The 16,688-nt window shown below is 68.5% G+C and carries 16 protein-coding genes; 11 read left to right on the top strand and 5 right to left on the bottom strand.

Features of this window, described 5'->3' with window-relative positions; genetic code table 11:
• Positions 1-238: 238 nt before the first annotated feature.
• Positions 239-1,399, bottom strand: a complete 1,161-nt coding sequence (locus CFB47_RS08040) for a porin (protein ID WP_089456579.1) — start codon at positions 1,397-1,399, stop codon at positions 239-241.
• Positions 1,400-1,961: 562 nt separating this feature from the next.
• Here CFB47_RS08040 and CFB47_RS08045 point away from each other — a divergent pair.
• The 4 genes from CFB47_RS08045 to CFB47_RS08060 are packed head-to-tail and all read left to right on the top strand — an operon-like array spanning position 1,962 to position 6,936.
• Positions 1,962-2,471 carry a sigma-70 family RNA polymerase sigma factor gene (locus tag CFB47_RS08045; RefSeq protein WP_089425105.1) on the top strand — a complete coding sequence of 170 codons (510 nt, stop codon included), beginning with the start codon at positions 1,962-1,964 and terminating at the stop codon, positions 2,469-2,471.
• Positions 2,472-2,474: 3 nt separating this feature from the next.
• Positions 2,475-3,461, top strand: a complete 987-nt coding sequence (locus CFB47_RS08050; protein WP_089460891.1) for a FecR domain-containing protein — start codon at positions 2,475-2,477, stop codon at positions 3,459-3,461.
• A gap of 54 nt (positions 3,462-3,515) precedes the next feature.
• A complete protein-coding gene (locus CFB47_RS08055) occupies positions 3,516-6,101 on the top strand; it encodes a TonB-dependent receptor (RefSeq protein ID WP_089460892.1) in 2,586 nt (861 codons plus the stop codon).
• A 55-nt stretch (positions 6,102-6,156) separates the two neighbouring features.
• Positions 6,157-6,936 (top strand): hypothetical protein, encoded by a 780-nt coding sequence (locus CFB47_RS08060; protein WP_089456013.1) that lies wholly within the window; start codon positions 6,157-6,159, stop codon positions 6,934-6,936.
• A gap of 15 nt (positions 6,937-6,951) precedes the next feature.
• Here CFB47_RS08060 and CFB47_RS08065 read toward each other — a convergent pair whose 3' ends face one another.
• Positions 6,952-7,827 carry a LysR family transcriptional regulator gene (locus CFB47_RS08065; RefSeq protein WP_089460893.1) on the bottom strand — a complete coding sequence of 292 codons (876 nt, stop codon included), beginning with the start codon at positions 7,825-7,827 and terminating at the stop codon, positions 6,952-6,954.
• 112 nt (positions 7,828-7,939) lie between these two features.
• Between CFB47_RS08065 and CFB47_RS08070 the strand changes: the two genes are divergently transcribed.
• Positions 7,940-8,365: a VOC family protein gene (locus tag CFB47_RS08070; RefSeq protein ID WP_011351673.1), complete on the top strand. Its 426-nt coding sequence runs from the start codon at positions 7,940-7,942 to the stop codon at positions 8,363-8,365.
• Between the two features lie 132 nt (positions 8,366-8,497).
• A complete protein-coding gene (locus CFB47_RS08075) occupies positions 8,498-9,082 on the top strand; it encodes a flavin reductase family protein (RefSeq protein ID WP_089460894.1) in 585 nt (194 codons plus the stop codon).
• A gap of 21 nt (positions 9,083-9,103) precedes the next feature.
• Here the strand turns inward: CFB47_RS08075 and CFB47_RS08080 are convergent, their stop codons facing one another.
• The gene (locus CFB47_RS08080) at positions 9,104-10,000 is read right to left on the bottom strand and encodes a LysR family transcriptional regulator (RefSeq protein ID WP_089460895.1); all 897 of its coding nucleotides are present in this window, start codon (positions 9,998-10,000) and stop codon (positions 9,104-9,106) included.
• A 97-nt stretch (positions 10,001-10,097) separates the two neighbouring features.
• Here CFB47_RS08080 and CFB47_RS08085 point away from each other — a divergent pair, with 97 nt between their 5' ends.
• From CFB47_RS08085 to CFB47_RS08095, 3 genes are read left to right on the top strand one after another with little or no spacing between them, the layout of a single operon-like run.
• Positions 10,098-11,396 carry a CitMHS family transporter gene (locus CFB47_RS08085; RefSeq protein WP_089460896.1) on the top strand — a complete coding sequence of 433 codons (1,299 nt, stop codon included), beginning with the start codon at positions 10,098-10,100 and terminating at the stop codon, positions 11,394-11,396.
• A gap of 40 nt (positions 11,397-11,436) precedes the next feature.
• Positions 11,437-12,795: an acyclic terpene utilization AtuA family protein gene (locus CFB47_RS08090; RefSeq protein ID WP_089460897.1), complete on the top strand. Its 1,359-nt coding sequence runs from the start codon at positions 11,437-11,439 to the stop codon at positions 12,793-12,795.
• Positions 12,795-13,106, top strand: coding sequence for a hypothetical protein (locus CFB47_RS08095; protein ID WP_089461383.1), 312 nt, complete (start codon positions 12,795-12,797; stop codon positions 13,104-13,106). The genes CFB47_RS08090 and CFB47_RS08095 overlap by 1 nt, the downstream gene beginning before the upstream one ends.
• Positions 13,107-13,136: 30 nt before the next feature.
• On the opposite strand, the gene CFB47_RS08100 is transcribed toward CFB47_RS08095, so the two are convergent.
• Complete coding sequence (locus CFB47_RS08100) at positions 13,137-13,958, bottom strand: carbon-nitrogen hydrolase family protein (protein WP_089439796.1); 822 nt, start codon at positions 13,956-13,958, stop codon at positions 13,137-13,139.
• Between the two features lie 159 nt (positions 13,959-14,117).
• On the bottom strand, positions 14,118-14,915 hold the full coding sequence (locus tag CFB47_RS08105) for a response regulator transcription factor (protein WP_089460898.1): 798 nt from the start codon (positions 14,913-14,915) through the stop codon (positions 14,118-14,120).
• A gap of 106 nt (positions 14,916-15,021) precedes the next feature.
• On the opposite strand from CFB47_RS08105, the gene CFB47_RS08110 reads away from it, so the two are divergent.
• Entirely contained in the window at positions 15,022-15,789 is a 768-nt protein-coding gene (locus tag CFB47_RS08110; RefSeq protein ID WP_256946666.1) for a hypothetical protein, read from the top strand.
• Between the two features lie 56 nt (positions 15,790-15,845).
• On the top strand, positions 15,846-16,670 hold the full coding sequence (locus CFB47_RS08115) for a topoisomerase IV (RefSeq protein ID WP_089460899.1): 825 nt from the start codon (positions 15,846-15,848) through the stop codon (positions 16,668-16,670).
• Positions 16,671-16,688 lie beyond the last annotated feature (18 nt).

Genomic DNA, 16,688 nt, shown 5'->3' on the forward strand with positions numbered 1-16,688 from the left:
AAATGGCCGGATTTTCGCGCGAATACCCGCGTCGTGGCGCTGCCGGAATACTGACGCGTCGCGTCATTTACTTGCGGAAATCGGTGCTGAATCGAACCGGATGGAAATCGCGCTGAAGTCGCTATCCGAGATGAAAAGGGAGCGCGACTCAAAAACAACGGCGGCCGCAGCCGCCATATCGGTGTATCGGTGAATGCGGATTCGACCGGCCGCGCGGCGCGCAGCCGGCCGTCTCGCATCAGAAGCGGTGACGCAGGCCGAGGTTGACCATCGTCTGCGAGCTCGTGCCCGCATAGCCGTACGAACCGATCGACGCCTGCGCGGCCATCGAGCCGCCGTTGCCGTCGCCGGTCCGGCCGCTCGCGTGCTGGTACGCGGCGGTCAGGTAGACGTCGGTGCGCTTCGACAGGTTGTAGTCCGCGCCGGCCGATACCTGGTGATAGGTGGCCGACGTGTCGCCGCCCGAGCGCGTATAGCTGTAGCCGACGCCGACCAGCAGCGCGTTGGTCGCCTGGTAGTTCACGAAGCCTTGCCCCGTGTTGTAGTGCTCGTTCGAGCCGAACACCGAGCTGCCATCGCGGCGGTACTGCGCGTTGCTGTAGCCGAGGCCGACCGTGAACGGGCCGGCGACGTACTGGCCCGCGATGCGCGCGATGCCGATCGAATGCGCGCTCGCGTAGCCGCTGTTGATCGGGCCGTCGAACGTGCCGTCCGACGAGCTGGTCCAGCCGGTGCGCTGCGCGTTCGACGCGGGGCTGTTGGTCGTGTGGAAGTAGCCGCCCGCGACGCTGAACGGCCCGTTGTTGTACGACACGGCGGCCGAATACGAATTCGCGGCGCCGGTGCTGCCGGCGATGCCGCCGAACGAATACATCGCCGAGAACTGCAGGCCCGAATAGACGGCCGACGTGTACTTCACCGCGTTGTCGACGCGGAAGCTGTTGTCGTAGTTGTCGACGTCGCCCGGCGTCGCGAACACGCTGCCCAGATAGTTGTCGGCGGTGATGCCTTGCACGAGATCGACGAGCGGATCGTACTGGCGGCCGAACGTGAGCGTGCCGTAACGGTCGCTCGTCAGGCCGACGAACGCCTGCCTGCCGAACATGCGGCCGCCCTGGCCCATCCGGCCGTTGCTCGGGTCGAAGCCGTTCTCGAGCTGGAACAGCGCCTTCAGCCCGCCGCCGAGATCCTCGGTGCCTTTCACGCCCCAGCGGCTGCCGGCCAGGTTGCCCGCGCTGCTGTTGCCGAGCATCCACGCGTTGTCCTTGCCCTGAGCATGGTTCACGTAGGTGATCGACGTGTCGATCACGCCATACAGCGTGACGCTCGACTGCGCGTGCGCGACGGGTATCGCCGCGAATGACGCGATGGAAATCAGCGAGAGGGTCGTGCGTTTCATTGTCATCTCCTTGCGCATTGGCTTGTGTGCGTGATCCGGAACGGCAGGAGACTACCGAGCCCGATTAAAACGGCAAAAATGAAATTCTCTTTTGTGGTCTGACGCAGACAGGGATGTCCTCCGATTTCCGCGATCGAGGGATTTGAATTGTTGAAAATTACGTATCAATCGATTGGCATTTCGCGATTTGGCCATTGCGGCTTGCATATCTCGCGATAATTTCGGCCAATTCAGCGAGGAATCGGGAGGGCCGGGATATTGTTATCGATCCGTCAAATAATTATTGAATGAATCGATTTGGCCGAGGGGTAGTGAATGTGTTAATTACGCGGCGCGCGCGGCCGGCGACGGCCTCACGATTGGGTGACCGATTCGTCATCATGGGCGCTGCGCGTGTGGAACGTCGTGCGCGTGTCACGCCGGCGTGACCGACGGCGTCGCGCTGCCCGCCGCAGCGCAGCCACCCCCGCGCACCGAAACGCCGGTCGCCGGTCTGGTTTTGTATATAATAATCATTCTCATTTACAAAATCGTTGACGCCTGCGCCTCCCGGAACCCGGCCATGTCTGCTGACAAGCTGTCTCTCCATCGAGAAATCGACGCCCTCTACACCGGCCACCACGCGTGGCTGCGCGGCTGGTTGAGCCGGAAGCTCGGTTGCGCGCACCGCGCGGCCGATCTCGCGCACGACACGTTCATGCGCCTGCTTGCGCGCGACGAGCCGATCGGCGCCGACGAGCCGCGCGCGTTCCTGACGACGGTCGCGCAGCGTGTGCTGAGCAACCACTGGCGGCGCGAGCAGATTGAGCGCGCGTATCTCGATGCGCTCGCGTTGCGCCCCGAAGCGCATGCGCCATCGCCGGAGGAGCGGGCCGTCGTGCTCGAGACGCTGCTCGAAATCGACCGGCTGCTCGACGGGCTGCCGCTCGCCGCGAAGCGGGCGTTCCTGCTCGCGCAGCTCGACGGGCTCACGCAGGCCGAGATCGCGCGCGAACTCGGCGTGTCGCTGGCGACGGTGAAACGCTATCTCGTGAAGGCCGGCACACAGTGCTTCTTCGCGATGGCGGCCTGACCGATGGCCGCCCCGGGAGCGAAGGCGGTGCCGCCGCAGGTGGCGCGGCGCGCGGTGGAATGGTGGGTCGACCGGCAGGCCGGCCCCACCGACGAAGCGTTCGATGCCGCGCTCGCGCGCTGGCGCGCCGAGGATCCGGCGCACGACGCGGCATGGCGTCATATCGAAACGATGCAGCGCCGGTTCGGCGGGCTGGCGGCCGGGCTCGACCCGCAGGCCGCGCAGGCGGCGCTGCTGCCGCCGCGTGCGGGCCGCCGCCGCGCGGCCGTGAAGGCGCTGGCCGTGCTGCTGTTCGCGGGCGGTGCCGCATGGATGGCCGAACCCGCGCGGCGCGCGGCGATCTGGCCGGCGGACCTGCGCACGGCGGTCGGCGAGCGGCGCACGGTGACGCTCGCGGATCGCACGGTCGTCGTCCTCGATACCGACACGGCGCTCGACGTGCGCTTCGACGATGCGACGCGCGGCCTGCGCCTGTTGCGCGGCACGATCATGGTGACGAGCGGCCACGACGATCGCGTGCCCGCGCGGCCGCTGGTCGTCGCGACGGCACAGGGTGAGCTGCGGCCGCTCGGCACGCGCTTCGCGGTGCGGCAGCGCGACGGCGCGACCCGCGTCGAGGTGTTCGCCGGTGCGGTGCGCGTGCAGCCCGACGATGCGACGGCCGACGCACGCGTGATCGCGGCCGGAGAGGGCGCGGATTTCACGCGCGACACGATCGACGCGCCGGCGCCGCTCGATGCGTATGCGTCCGCGTGGACGGGCGGCATGCTCGTCGCGTCGCGCATGCGGCTGGCCGACCTCGTCGCCGAGCTCGACCGCTATCGCCGCGGCAGCCTGCGCTGCGATGCGGCCGTGGCCGACCTGCGCGTGTCGGGCACCTATCCGCTCGACGATCCCGCGCGCGTGCTCGACACGCTGAAGGCGACGCTGCCGATCGACGTTCACTACCTGACGCGCTACTGGGCGACGGTCGTACCGGCCCGTTCGTGAGCCCGTCGAAAAAATTTTCCGCTGACCTGAGCTGTTTCTCGATGTTCGCGTGACATGGGTAATGAAAGCAGCACTGGCCCATCGTCCACCGACCTCCCGATCATGGTTTCCATCCGTCTCACGTATCGGCGCCGTCCGGCGCCTGCCCGACCTCTGCCGCGCGCGTCGCGCCCGGCCGCATCCGCCGCACCTGCCGCGCCGGGTCGCCTCGCGCGCCGGCTGGCCGGCGCCGTCCTGGTGTCGGCGCTGCTGCCGCTGCCCGCGCTGGCCGACACCGACACCGATGCGGCGCCGTCCGCGCAGCGCGCGGCACGCCGTGCGTTCGACATTCCGGCCGGCCCGCTCGAAGCGGCGCTGAACCGGTTCGGCCGCGACGCGGGCATCCTGCTCGCGTTTCCGGCGGAGCTGACCGCCGGCCTGACGAGCGGCGGCGTGCAGGGGCGCTTCGACGTCGACGGCGCGCTCGACCGCCTGCTCGCGGGCACGGGGCTCGTCGCGTTGCGGCAATCGGGCGGCGGCTACACGCTCAAGCGCGCGGACGGTTCGGTCGCACGGCCCGCGGCGGCCGGCGTCGCGGCGGGCGCCGAGTTGCCCGCGATCAACGTGCGCACCAGTGCGCTGCGCGCCGAAAGCTATCGCGCGCCGAAGGAAGCGGGCGTGCTCCGTTCCGAGATCCCGCTGCTCGACACCGCGCAGGCCGTCAACATCGTGCCCGCGCAGGTGCTGCGCGACCAGCGCCCGCGCAACCTGGACGACGCGCTCGGCAACGTCAGCGGCATCACGCAGGGCAACACGCTCGCGGGCACGCAGGACACGATCATGAAGCGCGGCTTCGGCGGCAACCGCGACGGCTCGATCATGCAGAACGGGATGCCGCTCGTGCAGGGGCGTGCGTTCAACGCGGCGGTCGACAGCGTCGAGGTGCTGAAGGGGCCGACGTCGCTGCTGTACGGGCTGATGGACCCGGGCGGCGTGGTCAACGTCGTCACCAATCAGCCGCAGCTCAAGCGCTACAACGCGATCTCGCTCGGCGCGTCGACGTTCGGGCACGGCAAGAACGGCGGCAGCGCGACCTTCGATTCGACCGGGCCGGTCGGCGATTCACGGCTCGCGTACCGGCTGATCGTCGACCAGTCGAACGAGCAGTACTGGCGCAACTTCGGCGAATACCGGCAGACCTTCGTCGCGCCGTCGCTCGCGTGGTATGGCCGCGATACGCAGGTTGCGGTGTCCTACCAGTACCGAAAATTCCATACGCCGTTCGATCGCGGCACCGCGCTCGACCCGCGCACCAACGCGCCGCTCGACATTCCCGCGCGGCGGCGCATCGACGAGCCGTTCAACAACATGGACGGCGAATCGCACCTCGCGCAGGTGAGCGTCGATCACCAGTTCAACGCGGACTGGAGCGCGCATTTCGGCTACAGCTACAACCGCGAGACCTACGACGCGAACCAGTTGCGCACGACCGGTGTCGATCCGGTGAAGGGCACGATGACGCGCAGCAACGACGCGACGCACGGCTCGCTCAGCACCGACAGCTACGGGATCGGCTACGTGAACGGCAAGCTGATGCTGGGCGGGATGCAGCACGACGTGCAGGTCGGCTTCGATACCGAATACCGCCGCATCTACCGCAAGGACATGCTGCGGCAGGCCGTGAAGACGCCGTTCAACTATCTCAACCCCGTCTACGGGCTGCTGCCGCCGTCGAGCACGGTGTCGGCGAGCGACAGCGACCAGACCGACACGCTGCACGATGCGTCCGCGTTCGTGCAGGACACGATCCACCTGACCGACAAGTGGATCGTGTCGGGCGGGTTGCGCTACATCACGTACAACCAGGTCGCCGGGCGCGGCCGGCCGTTCGTCGCGAACACCGATCTCAGCGGCTCGAAGTGGTTGCCGCGCGCGGGCGTCGTCTACAAGTGGACCGACACGTTCTCGCTGTACGGCAGCTACTCGCAATCGCTGAAGCCGTCGTCGTCGATCGCGCCGATGACGGGCTACATCATCGACGGCGCGACGCCGCCCGAGGAAGCGACCGCGTGGGAAGTGGGCGGCAAGCTCGACCTGCCGGGCGGGATGACGGGCACGCTCGCGCTCTTCAACATCGACAAGAAGAACGTGCTCGTGTCGCAGTACAACGACGCGACCAAGCTGACCGACTGGCGCACGTCGGGCAAGGCGCGCTCGCGCGGGATCGAGCTCGACGTGTCGGGCAAGCTCGGCGAGCGCGTGAACGTGATCGCGAGCTACGCGTACATCGACGCGAAGACGACCGAGGATCCGCTGTACGCGGGCAACCAGCTGTGGAACGTCGCGCGCCACACCGCGTCGCTCGCGGCCGTCTACGACTTCGGCACGGTGGCCGGCGGCGACGACCTGCGCATCGGCGCGGACCTGCGCTACGTCGGCGCGCGGCCCGGCGATTCGGCGAACAGTTTCTCGCTGCCGTCGTACGTGCTCGCCGATGCGTTCGCCACGTACGACACGCGGATCGGCAAGCAGAAGCTGTCGTTCCAGCTCAACGTGAAGAACCTCTTCAATCGCACGTACTACCCGTCGAGCGCAAACCGTTACTTCGTCGCGATCGGCGATGCGCGACAGGTGTCGCTGCTCACCACGCTGCAGTTCTGACCACGCAATCGCCGCGCGGCCGTCATGGCGGCGCGCGGCTTCGGAGAAGATCCAGATGAACCGGAACATGAAGACCGGCGCCGTGCGCGCCGTGGCCGCGAGTGCGCGGCGCCGCGCATTGCGCACGATCGCGGGCTCGGTGCTCGCGATCGGCGCGGGCCTGGGCCTCGGCGCGGGGGTGGCCGCCCCCGCGTGGGCGGCCGATGCGCCGCAGGCCGTCACGCGCGTCGCGATGCTCGTGCAGTTGCGCGGGCCGAACCTGAAGGTTGACGAACGCATCAGCCAGCATCTCGGCGAACGCGGCTACGCGGTGCGGCTGATCGACGAGTCGTCGACGCCCGATGCGGCGCGCGATGCCGACCTGGTCGTGATTTCGTCGACGGTGTCGTCGAAGAACGTGCGGCCGGGCTGGCGCACGCTCGACAAGCCGCTCGTGACCTGGGAAAACGACCTGCTCGACGATCTCGCGATGACGGGCAAGCGTCACGACGTCGACTTCGGCGAAACGGGCAAGGAGCGCTACCTGTGGCTCGTCAATGCACCGCACCCGATCTCGGCCGGGCTGCCGGCCGGCACGACGAACGTGTACGGCAAGCAGGCGCCGATGAGCTGGGGCAAGCCGGGGCTCGGCGCGATCACGATCGCGACCGTGTATGGCCAGCCCGACAAGGCCGCGATCTTCGCGTACGAGAAGGGCGCGACGATGGACTACGAAGCGCTCGCGCCCGCGCGCCGCGTGATGTTCTTCCTCGACAACGACACGTTCGTGAACCTGTCGCCGGCCGGTGTCGCGCTGTTCGACGCGGCCGTCGACTGGGCGGCCGGGCGGCGCTGATCGTCAACGTCGGCGCTACGCCGGCTGCCGCGCCGCCGCCTCGATCAGTTGCGCGAGCATTTGCGCCGGCTCCGACATCGCGCGCCGCGCGCGATGCACGAGCCCGATGTCGCGGTGGAACGTGTGATGCCCGAGGTCGATCGCGCGCACGCCGGCCGGCCAGCGGCGATACACGGCGGTCTGCGGGACGAGCGCGACGCCGACGCCGTTCTCGACCAGCTTGACGATCGCGTCGAGCTCGTCGAGCTCACATGTGTCGCGCACCGCGACATGCATTTTCCGCAGGAAACGGTCGACCTGGCGGCCGCCGAACGACGCGCGGTCGTAGCGCACGAACGGCTCGCGCGCGAGCAGCTCGGCCCAGTCCTTGCCCTTCACGCCGCGCGGCACGATCAGCCGGAACGGCTCCTGCACGAGGGTCGTCCAGTGCAGGTCGCTCTGCAGCGAAAACGGCGGCCGGATGATCGCGGCCATGTCGAGCTCGCCCGCATCGACCCGGTTGACCAGCTCGATCGACAGGCCCGGTATCACGCGCGTCCGGCACGCGGGATGCCGGCGATGGAAATCGGCGAGCGCGGCCGGCAGCAGCGCGCTCTGTACCGATGCGATCGCGCCGATCGTCACGCGCACGGCGGCGGGCGACCCGGGCGACGTCGAGCTCAGGTTCTCGTACAGGCCGATCAGCGCTTGCGCCTGGTCGAGCACGTGATGACCCATCTCGTTGAGCCGCGCCGAGCGGCCTTGCCGGTCGAACAGCGCGAAGCCGAGTTCGGCTTCGAGCCGCTGCATCTGCGCGCTCACAGCCGCCTGCGTGAGCCCGATACGATTGCCGGCCGCGGCGAACGTGCCTTCCCGGGCGACGGCGACGAGGGTTTTCAGTTCGCGGATCATTGATCAATTCTGTTTGTGAATGACGCAACTATATATTGATTTAATTTCTGCTTGACCTTGACTACCATGGTGCCGTCCTCGCGCCACGCGAGCGTTCCTTCACGAGGCCACCATGAGTCTTTCCCCGTTTCACCTGGCGATTCCCGTCTACGACCTGCCGGCCGCGCGCGATTTCTACGGCCGTGTGTTCGGGCTGGCAGAAGGGCGCTCGAGCGCGCAGTGGGTCGACTTCGACTTCTACGGGCATCAGCTCGTGATCCATGAGCATCCGAAGACCGCGTCGCAGGAAGGCGCGCATACGAACGCGGTGGATGGTCACGACGTGCCGGTGCCGCATTTCGGGATCGTGCTCGACTGGCCGAGCTGGGAGGCGCTGGCCGAGCGGCTGAAGTCGTTCGGCGTGACCTTCGTGATCGAGCCGTATGTGCGATTCCAGGGGCAGGTCGGCGAACAGGCGACGATGTTCCTGTTCGACCCGTGCGGCAATGCGCTCGAATTCAAGGCGTTCCGCGATATCGGCCAGCTGTTCGCGAAGTGACCGGCGGCGCGGTCAGCGCCGATCGACATTGGGTGCGAGAATGCGGCCTCCGGCCCGGTTGCGCGCTTGCGCACCGGCCGGCGCCGTGCCGCACGGCATCCGTCCGTGCGAGCCGTTCTCCAAGGAACCCGTATGGACAGTCACATCGCTCCGGTGGAGCTGAAGAAAGCCTACCGTCTCCTTAACCACGGCCCGACCGTGCTCGTGTCGGCCCGCCACGATGGCGTCGACAACGTGATGGCCGCCGCGTGGGCATGCGCGCTGGATTTCCTGCCGCCGAAGCTGACGGTCGTGCTGGACAAGACCGCGAAGACGCGCGAGCTCGTCGAGCGCAGCGGCACGTTCGTGATCCAGGTGCCGACGGCCGCTCAGCTGCGGCTCACGCATGCGGTCGGCAGCCACAGTCTCGCGGAGCGTCCCGACAAGCTGCGCGAAGCGGGCGTCACGCTGTTCGATGTCGAAGGGCACGACCTGCCGCTCGTCGCCGGCTGTTCGGGCTGGCTCGCGTGCAGGCTGATTCCGGAGCCGCACAACCAGCAGACCTACGACCTGTTCATCGGCGAGGTGGTCGCGGCGTGGTCCGACACGCGCGTGTTTCGCGACGGCCACTGGTATTTCGAATCGGCCGATCCGGCGCTGCGCAGCCTGCACTACATCGCGGGCGGCAATTTCTATGCGATCGGCGAATCGCTGCACGTCGATCCGGACGCGAAGTAAGCACCGCTCCGGGCGCGCGGTTCACGCGCGCTTGTTCAATGCCGCCAGCATGGTGTCGGCGAACGCCTGCGCGACGCGCGGCAGCGTGCGGCCGCGCTTCGTGACGAGCGCGATCGGCCGCACGAACGCCGGGTCGTCGATCGGCTTCGCGACCAGCTCGGGCTCGGCGCGCACCTCGCGCGCGGTCGCCGGCAGGATCGTCACGCCGAGCCCGCCGCGCACCATCGCGACGGCCGTCATCATGTAGGTCGGCTCGCACGCGATGGCGGGCGTGCAGCCGGCCGCGTCCAGCGCGGCATCGACGACGCTGCGCACGCTCGTGCCTCGTGCGGTGAGCACGAGCGGCACGGCGGCGACGTCCGCCGTGGTCAAGCGGCGTTTGCGCGCGAGCGGATGATCCTTCGGGCACACGGCGACGAGCCGGTCGGCGCCCGCATACAGCACCTCCAGCGACGCATCGAAGGTATCGCCGCCCGTCAAGCCGAGATCGGCTTCCTCGTTTCGCACGAGCGCGGTGACGAGGCTCGCGACGCCGTCGCGGATCTCGAAGCCCGCAAGCGGCACCTCGCGCCGGAACGACTGGATCAGCTCGGGCAGCACGCTGGACGCGAAGGTCGGCAGGCACGCGAGCCGCACCGTGCCGCTCGTGCCTTCGCCGAGCGCACGCGCGTCGCGCAGCACGCGCTCCATGTCGTCGAGCGAGCGTTGCAGCAGCGGCAGCAGCTCGCGCCCGGTCTGCGTGAGCGCGACGCTGCGGCTGTTGCGGTCAAACAGGCGCGCGCCGACGATCTCCTCGAGCCGACGGATCTGCACGGTCAGCGCCGGCTGCGACAGGTGCAGGCGCGCGGCCGCACGCGTGAAGTTGCCGGCCTGCGCGACGGTGACGAACGCGCGAATGTCGCGAAGATTCAGATCCATAACGGTTCGTGATTGCTGCGATCAAATCATTTCAATTGTGCTATCGCTGCGCCGACCTTACGCTCGTCTCCAACAAAAGACAAGGTAGGAGACACGGATGCTGCCGTTACTCGGGCTGGGCACGATCGTCGTGCTGCTGGCCGCGATTCTGTCGAAGCGGATGTCGCCGCTGGTCGCGCTGATCATCGTGCCGATCGTCGCGTCGCTGATCGGCGGCTTCGGGCTGCACACCAGCAAGTTCGTCATCGACGGGCTGAAGGGGCTCGCGCCCGTCGTCGGGATGTTCGTGTTCGCGATCCTCTATTTCGGGACGATCACCGACGCCGGCACGCTCGACCCGATCATCGACCGCATCCTGCGCGCGGTCGGCACGCGGCCGACGCGCATCGTGATGGGGACGACGCTGCTCGCGCTGCTGATCCACCTCGACGGCTCGGGCGCCGTCTGCTTTCTCGTGACGATTCCGGCCGTGCTGCCGCTGTACGACCGGCTGAAGATGGACCGGCGCGTGCTGGCCGCCGCGGTGTCGATGGCCGCGGGCATCAACTTCCTGCCGTGGACGGGGCCGATGATCCGCGCGTCGGCGTCGCTGCACCTGCCGGTGTCGGCGCTGTTCAATCCGCTGATCCCGGTGCAGGCGATCGGCCTCGTGTTCGTGTTCGGCGTCGCGTACTGGCTCGGGCGGCGCGAGGAGAAGCGCCTCGGCCTGTCGCGCGACGACGCGTCGATTCCGCTGCCGAAGCGCGAGCTGACGGCCGACGAGCAGGCGCTGCGCCGGCCGCACCTGTTCTGGTTCAACCTCGTGCTGACGCTCGTCGTGCTCGGCACGATGGTCGTGATGGGCGAGAAGATTCCGCCCGCGATCATGTTCATGGTCGGGCTGTGTATCGCGTTGATGGTGAACTACCCGGACGTCGACATGCAGAGAAAGCGCATCGACGCGCATGCGCGCGCCGCGCTGATGATGGCCGGCATCCTGCTCGCGGCCGGTGTGTTCACGGGGATCATGCAGGGCAGCGGGATGCTGAAGGCGATGGCGCAGGCGGCGGTCGGCTTCGTGCCGCCGTCGATGGCGGGCCACATCCCGGTGGTGCTCGGCCTCGCGTCGATGCCGCTCAGCATGCTGTTCGATCCAGATTCGTTCTACTTCGGCGTGCTGCCCGTGATCGCGGAGGTGGCCGGCCAGCTTGGCGTGCCGGCCGTGCAGGTCGGGCAGGCTGCGTTGCTCGGCCAGATGACGACCGGGTTCCCGGTCAGCCCGCTGACGCCCGCGACCTTCCTCGTCGTCGGCCTGTGCGGCATCGAGCTGGCCGAGCACCAGAAATTCACGTTTCCGCTGCTGTTCGGCGCCTCGATCGTGATGACGATCGCGTGCGTCGCGCTGGGCATCTTTTGATCTTTCCCGGCGGCGACCGCCGCCGGACGACGGTACGGACATGACAGCAAAGCAACCTGAACGGCTCGTGCGCATCGGCGCGGGCGCCGGCTACTCGGGCGACCGGATCGAGCCCGCGGTCGAACTGGCCGAACACGGGCAGCTCGACTATCTCGTCTTCGAATGCCTGGCCGAGCGCACGATCGCGATCGCGCAGCAGGCGCGGCGCCAGGACACGGCACTCGGCTACGACCCGCTGCTCGACGCGCGGATGCAGGCGGTGCTGCCGGTCGCCGTGCCGAAGGGCGTGCGCATCGTGTCGAACATGGGCGCGGCGAATCCGCGTGCGGCCGCGCGGCGTACCGCGCAGATCGCGCAATCGCTGGGTTTCACGAAGCTGAAGGTCGCGGCGGTCGAGGGCGACGACGTGCTCGACGTCGTGCTGCGCGGCGCATTCCGCTTCGAGGAATCGGGTGACGACGTCGCCGTGTATCGCGACCGCATCGTGTCCGCGAACGCGTACCTCGGCGCCGCGCCGATCGTCGATGCGCTCGCGGCCGGCGCGGACGTCGTGCTGACCGGGCGCGTCGCCGATCCGTCGCTGTTCGCCGCACCGCTGATCCACGCATTCGGCTGGCGGATGGATGACTGGGACACGCTTGGCGCCGCGACGGTCGTCGGCCACCTGCTCGAATGCGCGGGGCAGGTGACCGGCGGCTATTTCGCCGATCCCGGCTACAAGGACGTGCCGAACCTCGCGCGGCTCGGGTTTCCGATCGGCGAAGTGGCGGCGGACGGCACGGTCGTGATCACCAAGGTGCCGCACGCGGGCGGCCGCGTGAGCGCGGCGACCTGCAAGGAACAGCTGCTCTACGAGATTCACGACCCGGCGCGCTATCTGCAGCCCGATGTCGTCGCGGATTTCACGCAGGTCGCCGTCGCCGAGGAGGCGACCGATCGCGTGCGCGTGACGGGCGGGCGCGGCACCGCGCGGCCCGATACGCTGAAGGTATCGGTGGCGTACGTCGACGGCTGGATCGGTGAAGGGCAGATGTCGTACGGCGGCCCGGGTGCGCTCGAACGCGCACGTCTCGCGCTCGAGATCGTCCGCGAGCGGTTGGCGATGACCGGTGTCGCCGCGACCGAGCTGCGCTTCGACCTGATCGGTGTCGATTCGCTGTATGGCGACGCGACGCCGGCCGTGCGCGGCGAGCCGGCCGAGGTGCGCGTGCGGGTGGCCGGCCGTGCGGCGAGCGCCGCCGAAGCCGCGCGCATCGGCAACGAAGTCGAGACGCTCTATACGAACGGGCCGGCCGGCGGCGGCGGCGCGTTCAAGTCGACGCGCGAGGTGATCGCGGTGCAGTCGGTGCTGCTGCGGCGCGCGGCCGTGACGCCGTCGTTTTCATTCGTGGAGGCATGATGCAACTGCGTGAACTCGCGCATGCGCGCACCGGCGACAAGGGCAATACGCTGAACGTGTCGGTGATCTGCCACGATCCGCGTCATTACGATCACCTGCGCATGCATCTGGATGCCGACGCCGTGAAGGCGTGGCTCGCGGGCATCGTGCACGGCGACGTCGTGCGTTACGAACTGCCGGCGCTCGGCGCATTCAATTTCGTGCTGCGCGATGCGCTCGGCGGCGGCGTCACGCGCTCGCTCGCGCTCGACGCGCACGGCAAGTCGGTCAGTTCCGCGCTGCTGGCGATCGAGGTGCCCGCCCCGGCGTGACGGAGGTCGCCGCCGGGGGCGGGCCAGCGCTTACGGAATCAGCAGTTCGCGCAGGCCGTTGGCGTGCTCGATGCGTTCGCCGCCGATGTGCAGGCGCTGATCGCGGCGATAGTCGTAGACCGCGCGCGACGCGGCGAGCTGGTCGAAATCGAGTTCGACCGCGTGACGCGATTCGGTATTGCCGGCTTCGAAGATCAGGTTGCCGAACGGATCGGCCGCAAGGCTGCCGCCCGCGAACACGACGTCGTGCGCGCTGCCGCCGACGCGATTGGCGACCACCGCGAACACCTGGTTCTCCATCGCCCGCGCCGTGGCCGACGTGCGGTGGACGGGGCGGTACGGCTCCATGTTGCCGTCGGTGATGAGGATCAGCTCCGCGCCGAGCGCGGCGAGCGCGCGGCCGGTTTCGGGGAATTCGTTGTCGTAGCAGATCAGCAGGCCGATCCGCACGCCGCGCCATTCGATCGTCGCGAAACGGTCGCCGGGCAGCACGACGCCGCGCTCGCTCACCCACAGATGCGTCTTGCGATAGCGCAGCGCGATGCCGTCCGGCGTGACGAAGACGGTCGTGTTGTAGAAGCGGCCGCCGTCGTTCTCGATCAGCCCGACCACGACCGCCACATCGCGTGCGCGTGCGGCTGCGATGACGGCGCCGACGCTCGGGCCGTCGAGCGGCTCCGCGCATTCCGCGAGATTCGACGAATCGAGGAAGCCGGTGAGCTGCGCTTCCGGAAACATCACGATGTCGGTGCCCGGTGCGCAGGTGGCGATCGCGTCGAGCGTGCGTTGCAGGTTGTAGGGCGTGTCGCCGTCGCGACCGGCGAGCTGGACGATATCGAGCTTCAGTTTCATGGCGATGTCGGTATGCAGGGGCCCGTCGCCGGTGGCGCCGGAAGGGTGGGTAAGGAGGCCCCAGTATGCGCCGAAGCGGTGGATTTCCCATCCCGCCGGCGCGTTAACCCTTCGGGGGTATTGATCTGCGACGCCGCCGGTGCCGGCCCGCGATGCGCGTCAGATGCCGGTTTGCGCGTTCAGGAACAGCGAGAACAGCTCCGATTGCGAGTTGATCGCGAGCTTCCCGTAGATGTTGCGGCGATGGACCTTGACCGTTTCGGCGGAGATCGCCAGCTTGTTCGCGACTTCCTTGTTCGAGCGGCCGCTCAGGATCAGCCGGATCACGTCGAGTTCGCGCGCGGTGAGCGGCGTGCCGAGCCGCGCCATCGCGCGCTCGAAGCCGTCCTGCGCATGGCTGCCGGCCCGCGGCGGCACCGCGGCTTCGACGGCGGCCGGCTCGAACGCGAGCCGCTGCCGCATCAGCCCGGCCACCCACGGCCGGATCAGGTCGAGCAGCGCCACCTGCTCGGGGCTGAAGCGCCGCTTGCTGCCGAGCGACAGGCACAGCGTGCGCGCATCGCCGAGCACGACGTTGAACTGCACCTCGTCCTCGACGACGTTGTGCGTGAAATAGAGCGTGTAGTACTCGGTATCGCGGAAGCATTCGGGCGCGACGTCGGACAGCCGGAACAGGCCGCTCTTCGGCGCGTCGCGGTTCGCGATGTAGAACGGGTCGAGCTGGTACAGGCCCTGCACGTAGTCGCGGAACAGCGGGTCGGGGCCGCCGCCTTCGTACGGGCATTCGGCGAGCACCTGCGGGCGGCCGTCGCCGAACGTGAGCGCGACCCAGCTGTCGACCGCGACGTATTCCTCGATCAGCCGGATCAGCGCCAGCCAGAAGCCCGGCTGGTCGAGCGACTCGATGAGCCGTCCGACCGAGCGGTGCCATGCGACGTCCTGCAACGTGAGGTTCATGCGTGGGTCCATGTCGGGCAGGTGCGATGTGCGCTTGCGGTGCCGCGCCGTACGTGTACGCTACGGGCTCGCGGGCCGGTTCCCGCGCGCATCGAACGGAGCCTGGGTGAAGAACGAGATCGTAACGCCGGCCGGCGCGAATGGCGAGGCCGGATGCCGCCGCCGGTTCGCGGCGGCTGTCGCCGTGCCTGCTGCGATGGCATGCCTGGGCGCGATGGCCGTGCAAACGGCCGCCGCCATGCCGCCGGCGTCGTGCAATGAGCAACTGACCCGGTTGATCGTACCGGCACTGCGGCAGACCGGGATGAACCGGCGCGACATCCATGCCGACGTGGACGAGCGTGACGGCAACGTCTACCGCGTCAGGCTGTTCACGATGCCGGATCATCCGGGCACGCCGAATCGCGACGCGACGATCGGCTGGGTCACGCTCGATACGCAGGCGATGCGAGCGCTCGACGTCACGCGCGATCCCGACCGGCCGGACGTGCTGAAGATCGACCGGCGCGCGTTGTCGCGTTTCGTGTCGGCGTGCGATGCGCCGGCCGCACCTGCCACACCCGTGCGCGACGCCGTCGATTGCGATGCGCTGAACCGCCGCGCGCAGGCGCAGGGCGATTACGTGATGGGCAGCGACGCCGGGCGGGTCGTCACCGGCCACGGGCGCCTGCCGTTCTATTCCGCGCCGGACGACGCGTGCCGGATCGACGGGCGGTTCATCGTCGAGCACGATCACGTCGATGCGCGTGCCGACCATGGCCGGTTCACGTCGGTCGTCTACCTGAATCCGCGCACGCGCGGCATCGCCGAAGGGTGGGTGCCAACCGCGCGGCTGAAGCCGGACGGCACCGGCATCGCACCACGGCAACCGTGATCGGGTGGGCCCGCCACCATTCGCGACACTTCTTTTCGACCAGAACGAACCACGTCATGACAGTCCCGCACCGGAACACACGTCTGAAGCCGCTCGCGGCTTCGCTCGCTTCGCTCGCCGCGCTTGCGGTGCTCACTGCACTTTCCGCGCTGTCGCCCGTTCATGCGGCCGAGCCGGTCCAGCCCGATCGTCTGTTGAAGGCCTTCATCCACGACACATATGGCAAGTGGCGCGCCGACCGCAAGGGCTGGCAGGCGGACGGGGACGATCTTGTCTATGCGCCGTGCGGTTCGCTGCGCGTGGCAACGGCCGACGGCCCGCGCACGCTGCTCGCGATGTGCGGCGAGACCGAGGCGGCCGTGCAGAACGGGATGCCGGGGATGGATTCGGACGCGACGACCGGCACGATCGACCTGTATGTGCTGAAACCGGCGGCGGACGGCAAGACGCTCGAGCCGGTCATGAAGAAAACGGAGATCGCGTCGGGCGGCCGCGGCGAGCCGGGCACGGTGCGCATCGAGCGGCTCGGGCCGCACCTGTTCGGGTTCGTCATCGGCGAAAGCGACACGCGGCAAGGCTATACGCAACGCTTCCGCGCGATCTGGCTGCCGGTCGGCCATGCACTGGTGCTGGCGGCGGCACGCCTCGACGAGGCGCTCGACAACGCGGATTCGACCGAATGTGCGAACGCGCGGGCGCGCTGCGAGGAACGCCGCTTCGAAATCGCGCCGGACCTGACCGGCACCGGCGACGTCTATCCGCTGACGGTCACGGAAACCGGCACGCGCGGCAACCAGGCCATCCACGCGCGCTACACGGTGAAGTTCGACGCGGCGCGTGGCCGCTATGTCGTGCCGAAGGCCTTGCGCGAAGGGTACTGATCCTTCGCGCGCAGGAAC

It is taken from the genome of Burkholderia sp. AU27893, from assembly GCF_002223205.1.
Lineage (GTDB): Bacteria > Pseudomonadota > Gammaproteobacteria > Burkholderiales > Burkholderiaceae > Burkholderia.